The sequence below is a fragment of the Thermodesulfomicrobium thermophilum DSM 16697 genome (assembly GCF_059568695.1).
On sequence record NZ_JCANTW010000016.1, the window covers coordinates 68952 to 83047 of the forward strand.

Genomic DNA, 14096 nt, shown 5'->3' on the forward strand with positions numbered 1-14096 from the left:
GGTTTCGCGTCCGGGTGCGACGCCAACATACCATGGAGGATGGATGATCATTGTCACCGGCGGGGCCGGATTTTTGGGAAGCGCTATCGTTTGGGGCCTCAACCGTCGCGGGGTGGACGACATCCTGGTGGTGGACAATTTGGGGTGCACGGAAAAATGGAAAAATCTCGTGGGATTGCGCTACCGGGACTATGTCCACAAGGACGAATTCGCCCAAAGGCTGCGGAGCTCCCCGTGGGCCGAGCCGGTGGAGGCCGTCATTCACATGGGCGCCTGCTCCTCCACCACCGAGCGGGACGCCGACTACTTGATGCGCAACAATGTGGAGTACTCCAAGCTTCTGTGCCGTTTTGCCCTCGAGCAGGGGGCGCGCTTCGTGTACGCCAGCTCTGCCGCCACCTACGGAGACGGCGGCCTCGGCTTCGAGGACGACGACGCCCAGCTCGACCGTCTGTGCCCCCTCAACATGTACGGCTATTCCAAGCACCTCTTTGACCTCTGGGTGCGGGATGAGGGACTTCTGGACGCCGTGGCGGGCCTCAAGTTTTTCAATGTCTTTGGTCCCAACGAGTACCATAAAGGGGAGATGCGCTCGGTGGTGTGCAAGGCCGTGGCGGAGATCACGGCCACGGAGGAACTCCGGCTTTTCTGTTCCCACCGGCCGGACTATGCCCACGGCGAACAGCAGCGGGACTTCGTCTACGTGGAGGACTGCGTGGAGGTGGTCTTGTGGTTGCTGGAAAACACCGCCGTGGGCGGCATCTTCAATGTGGGCACCGGCCGGTCCCGCACCTGGAACGACCTGGCCCGGGCGGTGTTTGCCGCCATGGGGCGCGAGCCGCGCATTCGCTACATTCCTATGCCTGAGGCGATTCGCGAGAAATATCAGTATTATACTTGCGCAAGCATGGCAAAGCTGCGCTCCCGGGGCTGCACGGTGCCGTTTCGGTCCCTGGAGGAGGCGGTGACCCGCTACGTGCAGGATTTTCTGCTCCAGGGGCCGGCGTATTTGCGTTCGCGCTAGGCCGGGCGTGCTGCGTTCTCAGGTCGCAAAAAGCGCCCGGTGATGGATGCGGGGGTGGCGGCCAGCTCTTCGGGCGTACCCTGGGCGATGATGCGGCCGCCGTTTTCCCCGCCTCCGGGGCCGAGGTCGATGACGTGGTCCGCGGCGGCCACCACGTCCAGGTTGTGTTCGATGACGATGACCGAGGCCCCGCGGTCCACCAGGGTCTGGAGCACGGCGATGAGTTTGCCCACCTCATGGATGTGCAGCCCCGTGGTGGGCTCATCGAGGATGTACAGGGTGCCGGGGAGGCTGCGTTTGCCCAGCTCCCGGGAGAGCTTGATGCGCTGGGCCTCGCCGCCGGAGAGGGTGGTGGCCGATTGTCCAAGGCGCAGGTACTCCAGGCCCACTTCCTCCAGAATCCCCAATTTGCGGGTGAGCGCGCTGTGGCCGGTGAAGAACTCCTTGGCCTCGGCCACGCTCATCTCGAGCACCTCGGCGATGGATTTCCCCCGGTAGAGGACGTCCAGGGTCTCGCGGTTGTAGCGTTTGCCGCCGCAGACCTCGCAGGTGACGAAGATGTCCGGGAGAAAATGCATCTCCACCCGGATCTGTCCGTCGCCCTGGCAGGCCTCGCAGCGGCCGCCGCGCACGTTGAAGCTGAAGCGTCCCGGGGCGTAGCCGCGTTTTCTGGCTTCTTTGGTGCCGGCGAACAGGGCGCGGATATCGTCAAAGACCTTGGTGTAGGTGGCGGGGTTGGAGCGGGGGGTGCGGCCGATGGGGGTTTGATCGATGATGACCAGCCGCTCCACGGCCTCGGCTCCCTCCATGCCGCCGATATGTCCTGGGGAGTCCACCTTCAGGCCGGAGCGCAGCGCCAGGTGCTTGGCGAGGGAGTCGATCACCAGCGAACTCTTGCCGGACCCGGATACCCCGGTGACGCACACCAGGTTGCCGAGGGGAAAAGCGCAGTCGATGCCTTGGAGATTGTTGGTGGTCACCTGCCGCAAGGTGATCTGTCCTGTAGGGCGGCGGCGTGTGGTGGGCCGGGGGATGGTGAGCTCGCCGCGCAGGTACTTGCCGGTGAGGGTCGCCGCCTCGGCCACCAGCGCCTGGGGCGGGCCGGCGAAGACGATCTCTCCGCCCAAAAGGCCGGAGCCCGGCCCGAGCTCAATGACGTGGTCGGCGGCGCGGATGGTGGCTTCGTCGTGCTCCACCACCAATACGGTGTTGCCTCGGTTCTGGAGACTGCGCAGGGTGGCGATGAGGCGTTCGTTGTCGCGGGGATGCAGCCCGATGCTCGGCTCATCGAGCACGTACGTGACTCCCACCAGGCCGGAGCCCAGTTGTCCGGCCAGGCGGATGCGCTGCGCCTCGCCCCCGGAAAGGGTGCTCATGGAGCGCGACAGGGTGAGGTAGTCGAGGCCCACGGCGGCGAGAAATCCCAGGCGGTGGCGCAGTTCTTTCACCAGGGGCTCGGCGATGGGCTGCTTGCCTGGAGCGGGTTCGTAGGCGTCGAGCCAGGTACGGGCGCGCTCCACGGGCAGGCAGCAGAAGTCGAAGATGGAGAGGCGATTCACGAGCACGGCCAGGGCCTCGGGGCGGAGGCGGGCGCCGTTGCATGCCGGGCAGGTGGTGCTTTGCCGAAAGCGGGAGAGTTCGTCACGCCAGATGCCCCCCAAACGGTGTCCGCGTTCGAGCAGGGGCACCAGTCCGGGCCAGCTGGTTTGGGCATGGCCGTGGAAAAGGGCCTGCCACGCCTCTGGACTGAGCTGGGAAAGGGGGGTGTGGAGGGTAAATCCCAGGGCGCGGCCGAGGCGTTCCAAATCGGGACGGATGCGGGAGAGGGCCTTGGGATGCCGCCAGGGGAGCAGGGCGCCGTCGGCGATACTCATGCCGGTATTGGGAGCCATCAGCCGCGGGTCGTAGAATTCGATGCTGCCGATGCCGCCGCAGCGCGGGCAGGCCCCTTGGGGGCTGTTGAAGGAAAAAAGCTGCGGGCTGAGGGAGGGCAGGCTCACCGCGCAGCGGGGACACACGGCGGTGGCGGAAAAGAGGATGTCTTCGCCTGCCACGCCGTCGGGGCCCACCGGCTGCACCGCCAGCCGGCCCTCGCCCAGGCGCAGGGCCAGCTCCACCGAGTCCGCCAGGCGGCGGCGCAGATCCGGCCGCAGCACCAGTCGGTCCACCACTGCGTGGATGGTGTGTTTGTGGGTCTTGGAGAGCTCGGGCAGGGGATCGAGGCCCAGGACCTCGCCGTCTACCCGCACCCGGGCGAATCCTTGGCTCTTGAGCTTGCGCAGCAGATCGGCGTGGGTGCCTTTTTTGTGTTCCACCAATGGGGCGAGCAGGAGAAAGCGGGTGCCTTCAGGGAGGGCGAGGATGCTGTCCACCATCTGGTCGCTGGTCTGGGCGGTGATGGGGGCGTGGCATTGCGGACAATGGGGGATACCCAGGCGGGCCCAGAAGACGCGCAGAAAGTCGTAGACCTCGGTCACGGTCCCCACCGTGGAGCGGGGATTGCGCGACACCGTGGCCTGCTCCAGGGAGATGGCCGGGGTGAGCCCTTCGATGCTGTCCACGTCGGGCTTGTCCATCTGGGGCAGGAATTGGCGGGCATAGGTGGAGAGCGACTCCACGTAGCGGCGTTGGCCTTCGGCGTAGACGATGTCGAAGGCCAGCGTGCTCTTGCCCGAGCCCGACGGTCCGCAAACCACGGTGAGTTGGTCGCGGGGGATGTCGAGGTCGATATTCTTGAGGTTGTGCTGGCGGGCGCCGCGGATCTGGATGCAGGCAGTGTTCATAGGCATGGGGGTTGGGGTTGCGGGACTGCATCCATTAGGCATCGTCCGCGCCTCCGGCAAGGTCTAGGGGCGGGTGACCACCTCCAGCAGGGCGGCGAGACGCTGGGTGTAGGTATGGTGGGCGAGGATGTGCGCCTGCCAGGCAGCGGCAAGCTCGCGCCGTTCGCCTTCGTGCTTGAGGAAGTATTGGGTGCGGCAGACGGCTTGATCGGGGGTGGCGAAAGTCACCGGCGCGGTGAGTTCCCGGGGAAAGAGGCGCAGCCCTGGCGTTGCGTCGGAGAGGAGGAATCCGCCGCAGGCCCAGACATCGAAGTGGCGCTGGGTGAGCCCCTGGGGAAGGAGAAGGCTCGTCAGGTTTAAGGTGACGGCCGCCTGGGCATAGGTGTCGGCCAGGGGGCCATAGTAGTCCACGGGCGGGAGGATGTGGGCGTGAGGGAGCAGCTCTTGCCAGGCGGCATCGCCCACGACGGTGAGGGGGAGCGCTTGGGCCAGGGCCGTCAGCACGCTGGCCCGCCATTGACGCGAGGCTTCGTCCGCCCCGTGGCCCACGGCGCGGATGGCATGTCCGGGCCAAGGCCGGGGACGGCTGCAGCGTTCCCACCACCAGGAAAGGTCTGGGGCACGGCTCCAGCGCGCCAGCCGCCGGGCGCGTTGACAGAGCGCGGCAGGCGGATGGGCGGCGGCGAAGAATGCCTCGGAGCCGGGAAAGCGGGTGCGGCCCACGAAGAGCGCCGCCAGGGAGGGCGGCGCCGCACGCGGGGCAAAGACTCGGGGGCAGGTGGCCAAAGGCAGGAAGAATGCCTGGCCGCCCATCTCGCGCAGCGGGCGGACAAACCAAGGGTCCGTGACCGCCAGGGGAAGGTTCCGCCAGGCGCGGGTCTTGACCTTGGCGAGGAGATGAAACGGGTTGTCCACGCACCAGACCACCACCGGGACCTGGGCTGTCTGAAGGATGGCCTGGTTTTCTCCCCATGGGTCGAGGCCGTGGAAATTGATGGAGAGCACCAGGCGGGGCCGCTCGGCCCCAAGGAGGGCGCGCAGCCTTGGGGCGGGGATTTCTGCGGGAAGCAGGCGGGGGGTAAGACCCAGGGCGTGGGCCGCAGTGGCCAGCTCGTGGCGCACCAGTCCGTTGTCAGGGCCGGGAAGCCAGATGGTGTCCGCGGGTGGGGCGCAGGAGAAGCGGCGCAACCGGGCCAGCACTGGCTGCCAAAAGGAAGGAAAAAGCCGCAGTCCGGGGAGATAGCTGAGGTGACGGCAGGCCGGCAGGCGGGCAAGATCCTGGGGGCGGATGCGCTGCCAGGCGGGCGGGATGGCGGCATGCCATGGGTCAGGCATCTGCCGGGCGACTCCCGGCGCTTCCAGCAGGAACACCGGGGCGGCTTCACCTATCAGACGCTGGGTTGCGTGCGGGGCGGGGCCTGCGCCCAGCACGAGCACGGCCGTCCCTGCGCCTTCCCAGGCAAAACACTGCGGGCCGTCCGCCAGGCTTTGGCTGCGGCCGAGCTCATCTCGAATCTTTACACGATGGGGACGGACTGGCATAAAAACCACTTTCGTGGGGCTGGTCGCCCCAGAGGACAGCATGAAAACCTATCGGGACTATTATTTTCGCAAGGCCAAGGCCGAGCACTATCCCGCCCGTTCCGTATACAAGCTCCAGGAGATGGACAAGGCACTGCGGATCTTGCGTCCGGGGCAACGGGTGCTCGACCTGGGCGCCACCCCTGGATCCTGGACGCTGTACGCTGCCGAGCGCGTGGGCCCCAAAGGCCAGGTCATCGCCGTGGACCTCAACCCCACGGATACGGTATTTCCGCCTCAAGTATGTTTTCTGGTGACGGATATGCTCGCGCCTGCGGCCGAGGTGGAGGGGGTGCTTGCCCAGGCGGCGCCCTTTGCGGTGGTGCTCAGCGACATGGCCCCCAAGACCACGGGGAGCCGTATTACGGATCAGTCCCGATCTTTGGCGCTGGTGGAGGCCGCCTATACGGTGGCCATGCGCTGGCTGGGTTTGGGCGGGCATTTTGTGGCCAAGATTTTCGAAGGTCCCGATGCCCCGGGGTTTGTGCGCAGCATCAAACCATTTTTCGAGCGGGTGAGCTTGTTCAAGCCCAAGAGTTCGCGGTCGGAGAGCAAAGAGATCTTCATCGTGGGCCTGGGGCTGCGCGAGCGGGATCCGCGGTATCTATCCCCCCATCACGAGGAGACCCATGGCAGGACATAGTAAGTGGAAAAACATCCAGCATCGGAAGGGCCGTCAGGACGCCAAGCGCGGCAAGATGTTCACCAAGGTGACCAAGGAAATCATCCTGGCCGCGAAAACCGGTGGCGATCCTGATGCCAACCCGCGTCTGCGCGCCGCCATCGAGGCGGCCAAGGCCGTGAATCTGCCCAAGGACAAAATCGAGACCGCCATCAAGAAAGGCACGGGCGAACTGGCCAGCGACGCCTTGGAAGAGATCGTGTACGAGGGCTACGGCCCCGGCGGTGTGGCGCTGCTCATCGAAGCGGTCACGGACAACAAGAACCGCACCGTGGCGGATGTGCGTCATATCTTGAGCAAAAACGGAGGCAGCCTCGGCGCGGCCGGTTGCGTGGCCTGGATGTTCGACAAGAAAGGGGTGTTCGAGTTCCCCAAGGACTTGGACGAGGAGGCCATTCTTGAGGCCGGGCTCGACGCCGGTCTGGAAGACGTGGTGGACGACGGGGACGTATGGCAGGCGCGCTGCGCTCCGGAAGACTTCCCAGCGGTCAAGGCGGCCTTCGAGGCTGCGGGGCTGGACGCTACCACTGCGGAGATCACCATGATCCCGCAAAACACGGTGGCCTTGGACGAAGAGACGGGCCGCAAGATGCTCAAGCTCTACGACGCCCTGGAAGACCACGATGACGTGCAGAACGTGTATGCCAACTTCGACCTTCCCGATGCACTCATGGCCGAAATGGAATGAGCGTCGTGGTCATGGGCGTGGACCCTGGATCCCGCGTCACGGGCTTGGGCGTGGTGGCGGAAGATTCCGGCCAGGTACGGCTGGTGGCCGCGGACTGCGTGCGCTTGCGTGCGGACTCTCCCACCAGTGAGCGGTTGGCTCGGCTTCTGGAGGAGACGCGCTCTTGGCTCGAGCGCTACGCCCCTGCGGCAGTGGCGGTGGAGACGGTGTTCACGGCCAAGAGCGCGGCCTCGGCCTTGAAGCTGGGCCAGGCGCGCGGGGCCATTCTGGCGGCCTGCGGGCTGTGTGGGGTCCCGGTCTTCGGATACGAGCCCACGGTGGTGAAAAAGACCGTCACGGGCTTCGGCCGGGCGGACAAAGAGCAGGTGCGCTTCATGGTGGGGCGGATCGTGGCCGCCCCCGCCACCTGGCCCCTGGACGCCGCCGACGCTTTGGCCGTGGCTGTGTGCCATTTGAACCATGGCCGTCTGGCGCGGCTCGCCCCTGGCCAGGCCCAAGGGCTTCGCATATGAGGCGATCATGATTGCGTGGATCGAAGGCGATGTGGTGTGGCGGGACAGCGAGGTGTGCGTGGTGCGCACCTCCGCCGGCGTAGGGTATGTGATCACCCCGTCGGCCCGGGCCTGGCGCCTGGTGGGGGCGGAGCGGGCGGCCTTGCCCGTGGCCACGGTGATGCGCGAGGACGCCACCCTCCTTTTTGGCTGCGCCTCCTGGGAAGAGCGCCAAACTTTCTTGCAGCTCGTGGCGGTCCCTGGCCTGGGCCCCAAGACGGCCTTGGCCATGCTCGGGGTGTTCGATCCGGCGGGCCTGGCGGCTGCGGTGGCCCGGGAAGACGTGACCGCCCTGACCCGCGTGCCGGGGATTGGCCCCAAGACCGCCCGGCGCTTGCTGGTGGACCTCAAAGGCCGGGTGCGTTTGCCGGCACCGGCGTCTGCCGTTCCGGATGCGAGCAGCGCCTTTGCGGACAGCGTGGCGGCCTTGGTTTCTTTGGGCTACGGGGAAGACGAGGCCGCGGAGGCGGTGCGCGCCGTGCTCGCCGTCGACCCTGAGGCAGACGTTTCCCAAACCGTGCGCCAGGCCTTGCGGCGCTTTGTGAAGCCTGCATGAAGCCTTCCGACGACCTCCACTTGCGGCCGCGTACCCTGGACGAGTTCATTGGCCAGGACGAGCTGCGCGCCAGCCTGCGCGTGTATCTGCAGGCGGCCCGGGAGCGGGGCGGGGCCCTCGACCACACCCTGTTTTATGGCAATCCGGGCTTGGGCAAGACCACGCTCGCCCAGATCATGGCCAGCGAACTGGGGGTGAATCTCGTATCCACCTCGGGGCCGGTTTTGGAGCGCAGCGGGGATCTGGCGGCCATCCTGACGAGCCTTTCCCGGCATGATCTCCTCTTCATCGACGAGATCCACCGCATGCCCCCGGCGGTGGAGGAAATCCTCTATCAGGCCATGGAGGACTTCAAGCTGGACCTCATTGTCGGTCAGGGGCCGGCGGCGCGCACGGTGAAGATCGACCTGGAACCCTTCACCCTGGTGGGCGCCACCACCCGTTTGGGGCTCCTGAGTTCCCCCTTGCGGGACCGCTTTGGCGTCATCTTGCGCCTTTCCTTTTATACTCCGGAGGAGCTTGCGCGGATCGTGACGCGGGCTGCGCCCATTTTTGGGGTGGAGGTGTCTGCGGACGGGGCCCTCGAAATCGGCCGCCGCGCTCGGGGCACGCCGCGGGTGGCGGGCCGGCTCTTGCGGCGCGTGGCCGACTACGCCCAGGTGGCTGGGGCCGCCGTGGTGGACGCCCAGGTGGCGGCCCAGGGCATGGACCTCATGGACGTGGACCCCTTGGGCCTGGACCCCTTGGATCGCCGCATCCTCACGTGCATCATCGAGCATTTCGACGGCGGTCCGGTGGGCATCAAGACCATTGCCGCGGCTTGTGCCGAAGAGCCGCGCACCATCGAGGATATTTGCGAACCCTATCTGATTCAATGCGGCCTCATCCAGCGCACGCCCCGAGGCCGGGTCGCCACGGCCAAGGCCCGGGCCCATGTGGTGCGCTGGCGGCGTTCGTAAGGAGCATCGCGGCATGAAGATCGTGGATCCATCCTTTGCGTTCATGGCAGTCCCGGAGCCACAGGCGGCCCTCCGACACTTGGAGGCCGCGGCCCGCACTTGCTACAAGTCCGAAGAAAAGATCGCCCCAGGATCGGCGGAGGCCCTCCTTCGCCGCATCGTCCACATGGGGCACGAGAGCGTGCTCGAACATGTGAGCATGACGGTGCGCATCATCTGTGATCGCGGGGTGAGCCATGAATTGGTGCGTCATCGCCTGTGCTCGTTCAGTCAGGAAAGTACCCGCTACGCCAACTACGCTGGCGAGCGTTTCGGCCGCGAGATTACGGTGATCCGGCCGTTTTTCTGGTCCGAGGACGAGCGGCGCTATCAGCTTTGGCTGCAGGCCATGGAGGCGTGTGAGCGTGCCTATCTGGCGCTCATCGACGCTGGGGCATCGGCCCAGGAGGCGCGGTCGGTCTTGCCCCAAAGCCTCAAGACCGAAGTGGTGATGACCGCCAACGTGCGGCAGTGGCGGCATATCTTCGCCCTGCGCTGCGCCAAGGCTGCCCACCCGCAGATGCGGCAGATCATGCTGCCCTTGCTCGTGGCGTGCACGGAGCGCATCCCTGTGGTGTTCGACGACCTGGCGAGTGAGTTCCGGGAGGCCGCAACCGCTTTGGGCGCGACCGCAGCCGTGTGCAGGTAGCGGCGGGGACCTGCGCGGCGTGGGGCCATGGAGGCGTGTTCCTCCATGGCCCTTATTTTTTGAAAAAAGCTCCCAGTAACGCGTTATTTCGCAAAACACCGCAAAAAACATGAATTTCCTTGTACAGGATCAAGGAATTCCGGAGCGTTCGCATGGAGAGACTCTTGGGTTTGTATGGAGGATCTTTATAAATATATTTGTATTTCAGATAGATAATCGGTCTTTTCGTGCAAGCTTGGTTTTGGGGCGTCATTTGTGGTGGGTGCTGCAGAAAAATAAAAAATCGTGAAAAAATGCGAAAAACGAAGAAAAATTTTCATGGTGCTGTGGATAATTTTGCCGCACCCGAGGACTTTCGCGGTGAGAATCCTTGGGTGGCGCGGGTTTCCCCTGGGTGGGCAGGGGATGGCGTGATGACTCGGAAAGTTAATATTTTTTTATATTTCAATGTGTTATCCTGTAGAGAAGTGCTGCAGAGAAGCCCTGGCATTTTCGTGCGCTGCGGTTTGCGGCGCACGTGGGCGGCCACTACAGGCCAGCCCCATGATGGACGCATGGGAACGAGTGGTTGCCCGGGTCGCCGAACGCATCCCGCCGGGCATGATTCAGCTTTGGGTGCGGCCCCTTTCGGGCACGTTGGTGGACGACACCTTGGTGGTGCGCGCTCCCAATCAATTCGTGCGCGATTGGGTGGAAAAGCGTCTGCGGACAAGCCTTGAGGACGCCGCAGAGGCAGAGCTCGGCTTCCGCCCCCGTCTCGACCTGGGGGTGGCAGAAGCGTCTCCGCGTCCCCTTGCGGCGTCCCGGCAGTTGGCGTTGCCTACTCCCGTTGCGGCCCCGCCCGTGTCCACGGTATCTTTTCGCCACGCTTTTGACGATTTTGTGGTGGGGCCCTGCAACCAGTTGGCGTACGCCGCGGCCCAAGGTTTTTGCCGGGGGGACGCCGGGGTGGAGCAGATGCTCCTTTGCGCGGCCCCGGGGCTTGGAAAAACCCATTTGGCGCAGGCCATCGGTGCGGAGATCGCCCGCCATACGGGCCGGCGGCAGATGCGCGTGTGCTATGTGAGCGCCGAAGAGTTCGTGAGCCAATTGGTCCTGGCCATCCGTTCGCGCACCACAGAGCAGTTCAAGAGCCGGTTCCGCCAAAATGTGGATCTTCTGCTTTTGGAGGATGTGCATTTCTTTCAGGGCAAGGAGAAGATGCAGGATGAGCTGGTCGGCACGTTGGACTGCCTGCGGCAAAGCGGCCGCCAGGTGGTGCTCACCAGTTCGTTTTTGCCGCGCGATCTCAAAGATATGGATGCGCACCTCACCTCCCGGCTCACCCAAGGGTTTTTGGCCACCATGGACCGGCCGGATTACGCCACCCGTCTCGCCATTGTGGAAGACAAGGCCCGGCGGGAGGGGGTCATGATGCCCGCCAGCGTAGCCGAGCTCTTGGCCCAGCGCCTCCGTTCCGATGTGCGTCAGCTGGAAAGCTGTGTGCGCAACCTCGTATTGCGCGCCCGGTTGCTCTCCGTGGACATCACCACCGCCCTCGCCTGGGAGATCCTGCGCAATTACGAGGTGGACAGCCCGTGCTTGTCGCTGGACGCCATCATTTCGTTCGTGTGCCAGGCCTACGGGATTTCCTTCGACGACCTGCGCTCCCGAAGCCGGAAGCGCGACCGGGTGATCGCCCGGAACACCTTGTTCTACCTTGCCCGCAAGCATACCGAGCTCTCGTTGGTGGAGATCGGCCGTCGCTTGAACCGCAAGCATTCCACGGTCATCAAAGGCATTACCTCCGTGGAGCGGGAGATCTCCCGCCGCACGCCCCTAGGCAACCAACTCGCCCATACCATTGGCCGATTGCACGCCTAGCCGTGCGGTTCGCTCTTGATGCCAGGGCGCTCTTTCCGTAGGAGCGCCCCATGGAACGCGTGTTGAGCACTGTGGCCGTGGGATTTCATACCGGCAATCAGCGCGCCGAGCTCATGGCCGGTGCAGTGGCTGCGTGGCTGACGGACCAGGGATGCCGGGCCTTCGTGGTGGAGACGCGCAAGGAGGAGACCTGCTGCCCTGCCCCGTGGGAGGAAGTGGATCTGCTGCTCACCCTGGGCGGGGACGGCACCATGCTGGGCTTTGCTCGTCGGGTGCTCGAACTGGGGGTCCCCATGTTGGGACTCAATGTGGGGGAAGTGGGCTTCCTGACCGAGCTCACCCCCACGGACTGGCAAACCTGCTTGCCCGCTATTCTTGCTGGAGAATACGAGATCTCTTCCCGCTTGGTGCTCGCCTGCACGGTGCTGCGCCGGGGCGAGGTGGCCTACCAGGGGTATGCGGTCAATGATGTGGTCATCGGGTGCGGGAGTCTGGCGCGGATGATCCGCCTGGACGTGTGGTACGGCGGCGATCACTTGGGCCAGGTGCGCGCTGACGGCCTCATTGTCGCCACGCCCACGGGCTCCTCGGGCTATTCCATCTCCGCAGGCGGCCCGCTGGTCTACCCGGAGCTGGATGTCTTCGTCCTCACTCCCATTTGTCCGTTTCTCCACGCCTTCCGCCCCATGGTCCTCCCTTTGGAGGAGGAAATCCGCGTGCACGTGCTTGAGGCCCGCTCTCAGGTGATGCTGACCCAGGACGGCCAGGTGGGGGTCATGCTCCATACGGGAGACAACGTATTCGCCTCACGCGCTACGCATTGTCTGCGGCTGGTGCGGCCGCTCCATTCCCATTACGCGAGCAAGCTCAAGTCCAAAGGATTTTTGCGGGGGAACTGATGCCCAAACTTCCAGCCTTCTCTTCCGTGCGTCAATTGCGCTATGGTCAAGATCCGTATCTCGACGGTTGGCTTCTGCATTTCATGACGGAGAACAACATCGAGCCGAACGTCAATCCGCAAGAAAACGCAGGCGTGGAGCAGCTTCGTTTCATGGTGGATATCGACGACGACCAGGTTTTTGCTCCATGTTCGGACCGCATGCTGCACAACCTCCTCAATACCGAACTCACGGAAGAGCTGCGCTTGGAGTATCGGGAAAAATGGCGTACTCTGGTGCATTTGGTGCACAGCTATGTCGAGGACCGCGCAACCCGTAAGAAGATCTACGCCATCTCCCGACACAAGATTCAGCAGATTTTGAATTTTCCTTTCCTCATCCCTTCGCGCTTTCTCAAACAGCTGCTCACCATCTTCATGGCCACCAGCGGTCTGCACGACCCCCTGGCGGATGTGAAACAGCACCGAAATGCGCGTGCCCTGGCCTTCACCAAGAGCCCAGCCATGCGCTGGGTGCTCTACACCTGTCCGGACGCGGCGTTGGAGTGCACCTCTCTGGACGCCATGCGTTGGCGTTTGGACGCCTTGGAGCTCTCCCGGTTGATCCGCCTGTCCCTGTGTGGGGAAATCTGGGCAGGTGACACCAGCGACGTCGCCGAAGGGGTGCTCCATCAAATCACAGCCCCATGGCCGGAGCTGGAGGCTGTGCTGGAGCGGACCCTGCGTCACGGCCGCGGCCTGAAGATCTTGTACCTGGCGGAGGAGAGCGGGGAGGTCGTTTTCGATATCTTGGTGATTCAGGCGCTGCTACGTCTGGGGCACCGAGTGACCTTGTCCGTGAAAGACGGTTTTGCGCTCACCTCGCCGACCGTGTGGGACGTGGAGCGGGACCCGAGTTTAGTGGAGCTTTTGGAAGAGGCTGTGGTGGTGGACAATGCGCGCTTGACCAAAAACGAGCTCCTGCGGTTGCACCGGGAGAATCCCTTTTTGGTCATTGGCGATGGTACGCGGGAGCGCCTCAATCTGTGGCGCACCAGCGTGACCTTCGCCCGCTCCTGGAAGGAGGCGGATCTTGTCATCGCCAAGGGCATGCCGCATTTCCGTCGTCTTATCGCCAACTCCCATCAATTTACCCGCGACATCGTGTGCTTGTATGTGGATGAAGGGGGCGATCCCCAAGTGGTATTCAAGGAAAAGTCGCCGCGGGTGACCAAGATCACCGAGCCCCAGATCCGCAGCCGGGCAGACTCCATCATCGCGACCATGCGGGCGGCCCGCGGCCAGGGCAAGCAGGTCATGTTCTACAGCGCCATTATCGGCAGCATCCCGGGCCAGACCAAGACCGCCATTCAGGTGGTCAATACCTTTGTAGCGCATTTGCGGTCCAAGTATTCGAATCTCTTTATCATCAATCCTGCGGAGCACTTCGTGGAAGGCATGGACGGGGATGACCTCATGTATATGTGGGAGCGGGTGCAGCGCAGCGGCTATATCGATATCTGGAGATTTCAGACCATCGAAGACATCGAGAAGAGTTTCGAACTCATGGGGCGTCCGGTGCCTGCGGAGTGGCACGGCAAGGACGCGACCTTTTCCACCGGATGTACCAAAGAGATGCATATCGCCTTGGACGTCCAGAAAACGCACCCGGAGATGCAGATCATCGGTCCAGACCCCAAGCGCTTTTTCCGTCGTATGGAGTACGGGGTGGGGAAGTATTTTGACGCCCGGCTGGCTGGACGGGGCGATCACTAAACCCATGCTGTCGGGCGTGGAGGTTGGCGCCGGAAGAGTTGCCTCCACATTACCGGAAATGAAGGACA

12 protein-coding genes are annotated in these 14096 nt (G+C 64.2%); 10 read left to right on the forward strand and 2 right to left on the reverse strand.

Annotation, left to right across the window (positions count from 1 at the left end; translation table 11 throughout):
• The first annotated feature begins 43 nt into the window (after positions 1-43).
• Positions 44-1024, forward strand: a complete 981-nt coding sequence (gene rfaD, locus BR00_RS09655) for an ADP-glyceromanno-heptose 6-epimerase (RefSeq protein ID WP_496477387.1) — start codon at positions 44-46, stop codon at positions 1022-1024.
• Here rfaD and uvrA read toward each other — a convergent pair.
• Both uvrA and BR00_RS09665 read right to left on the reverse strand, forming a co-directional pair.
• Complete coding sequence (uvrA, locus tag BR00_RS09660; protein ID WP_496477472.1) at positions 1021-3807, reverse strand: excinuclease ABC subunit UvrA; 2787 nt, start codon at positions 3805-3807, stop codon at positions 1021-1023. The two genes, rfaD and uvrA, sit on opposite strands and share 4 nt — an antisense overlap.
• A gap of 63 nt (positions 3808-3870) precedes the next feature.
• Entirely contained in the window at positions 3871-5349 is a 1479-nt protein-coding gene (locus BR00_RS09665; protein WP_496477388.1) for a glycosyltransferase family protein, read from the reverse strand.
• A 40-nt stretch (positions 5350-5389) separates the two neighbouring features.
• On the opposite strand from BR00_RS09665, the gene BR00_RS09670 reads away from it, so the two are divergent.
• The 9 genes from BR00_RS09670 to BR00_RS09710 all read left to right on the forward strand — a co-directional run bounded on the left by BR00_RS09670 (position 5390) and on the right by BR00_RS09710 (position 14028).
• The gene (locus BR00_RS09670; protein WP_496477389.1) at positions 5390-6031 is read left to right on the forward strand and encodes an RlmE family RNA methyltransferase; all 642 of its coding nucleotides are present in this window, start codon (positions 5390-5392) and stop codon (positions 6029-6031) included.
• The gene (locus BR00_RS09675) at positions 6018-6758 is read left to right on the forward strand and encodes a YebC/PmpR family DNA-binding transcriptional regulator (RefSeq protein WP_496477390.1); all 741 of its coding nucleotides are present in this window, start codon (positions 6018-6020) and stop codon (positions 6756-6758) included. The genes BR00_RS09670 and BR00_RS09675 overlap by 14 nt, the downstream gene beginning before the upstream one ends.
• Positions 6755-7270, forward strand: a complete 516-nt coding sequence (ruvC, locus tag BR00_RS09680; RefSeq protein ID WP_496477391.1) for a crossover junction endodeoxyribonuclease RuvC — start codon at positions 6755-6757, stop codon at positions 7268-7270. Before BR00_RS09675 ends, ruvC begins: the two co-directional genes overlap by 4 nt.
• Positions 7271-7277: 7 nt before the next feature.
• Positions 7278-7865 carry a Holliday junction branch migration protein RuvA gene (gene ruvA, locus BR00_RS09685; RefSeq protein ID WP_496477392.1) on the forward strand — a complete coding sequence of 196 codons (588 nt, stop codon included), beginning with the start codon at positions 7278-7280 and terminating at the stop codon, positions 7863-7865.
• Positions 7862-8824, forward strand: coding sequence for a Holliday junction branch migration DNA helicase RuvB (gene ruvB, locus BR00_RS09690; protein WP_496477393.1), 963 nt, complete (start codon positions 7862-7864; stop codon positions 8822-8824). The genes ruvA and ruvB overlap by 4 nt, the downstream gene beginning before the upstream one ends.
• Positions 8825-8837: 13 nt before the next feature.
• The gene (thyX, locus tag BR00_RS09695) at positions 8838-9512 is read left to right on the forward strand and encodes an FAD-dependent thymidylate synthase (protein ID WP_496477394.1); all 675 of its coding nucleotides are present in this window, start codon (positions 8838-8840) and stop codon (positions 9510-9512) included.
• Between the two features lie 543 nt (positions 9513-10055).
• The gene (locus tag BR00_RS09700; RefSeq protein WP_496477395.1) at positions 10056-11375 is read left to right on the forward strand and encodes a chromosomal replication initiator protein DnaA; all 1320 of its coding nucleotides are present in this window, start codon (positions 10056-10058) and stop codon (positions 11373-11375) included.
• A 50-nt stretch (positions 11376-11425) separates the two neighbouring features.
• A complete protein-coding gene (locus BR00_RS09705) occupies positions 11426-12274 on the forward strand; it encodes an NAD(+)/NADH kinase (RefSeq protein ID WP_496477396.1) in 849 nt (282 codons plus the stop codon).
• Positions 12274-14028: an ARMT1-like domain-containing protein gene (locus tag BR00_RS09710; RefSeq protein ID WP_496477397.1), complete on the forward strand. Its 1755-nt coding sequence runs from the start codon at positions 12274-12276 to the stop codon at positions 14026-14028. Before BR00_RS09705 ends, BR00_RS09710 begins: the two co-directional genes overlap by 1 nt.
• Positions 14029-14096: the final 68 nt, after the last annotated feature.

Coding starts and splice junctions, on each gene's coding strand:
- ruvC (WP_496477391.1), top strand. CDS start 6,755: ATGAGCGTCGTGGTCATGGGCGTGGACCCTGGATCCCGCGTCACGGGC.
- uvrA (WP_496477472.1), bottom strand. CDS start 3,807: ATGAACACTGCCTGCATCCAGATCCGCGGCGCCCGCCAGCACAACCTC.
- BR00_RS09700 (WP_496477395.1), top strand. CDS start 10,056: ATGATGGACGCATGGGAACGAGTGGTTGCCCGGGTCGCCGAACGCATC.
- rfaD (WP_496477387.1), top strand. CDS start 44: ATGATCATTGTCACCGGCGGGGCCGGATTTTTGGGAAGCGCTATCGTT.
- BR00_RS09675 (WP_496477390.1), top strand. CDS start 6,018: ATGGCAGGACATAGTAAGTGGAAAAACATCCAGCATCGGAAGGGCCGT.
- BR00_RS09670 (WP_496477389.1), top strand. CDS start 5,390: ATGAAAACCTATCGGGACTATTATTTTCGCAAGGCCAAGGCCGAGCAC.
- ruvB (WP_496477393.1), top strand. CDS start 7,862: ATGAAGCCTTCCGACGACCTCCACTTGCGGCCGCGTACCCTGGACGAG.
- BR00_RS09710 (WP_496477397.1), top strand. CDS start 12,274: ATGCCCAAACTTCCAGCCTTCTCTTCCGTGCGTCAATTGCGCTATGGT.
- BR00_RS09705 (WP_496477396.1), top strand. CDS start 11,426: ATGGAACGCGTGTTGAGCACTGTGGCCGTGGGATTTCATACCGGCAAT.
- ruvA (WP_496477392.1), top strand. CDS start 7,278: ATGATTGCGTGGATCGAAGGCGATGTGGTGTGGCGGGACAGCGAGGTG.
- BR00_RS09665 (WP_496477388.1), bottom strand. CDS start 5,349: ATGCCAGTCCGTCCCCATCGTGTAAAGATTCGAGATGAGCTCGGCCGC.
- thyX (WP_496477394.1), top strand. CDS start 8,838: ATGAAGATCGTGGATCCATCCTTTGCGTTCATGGCAGTCCCGGAGCCA.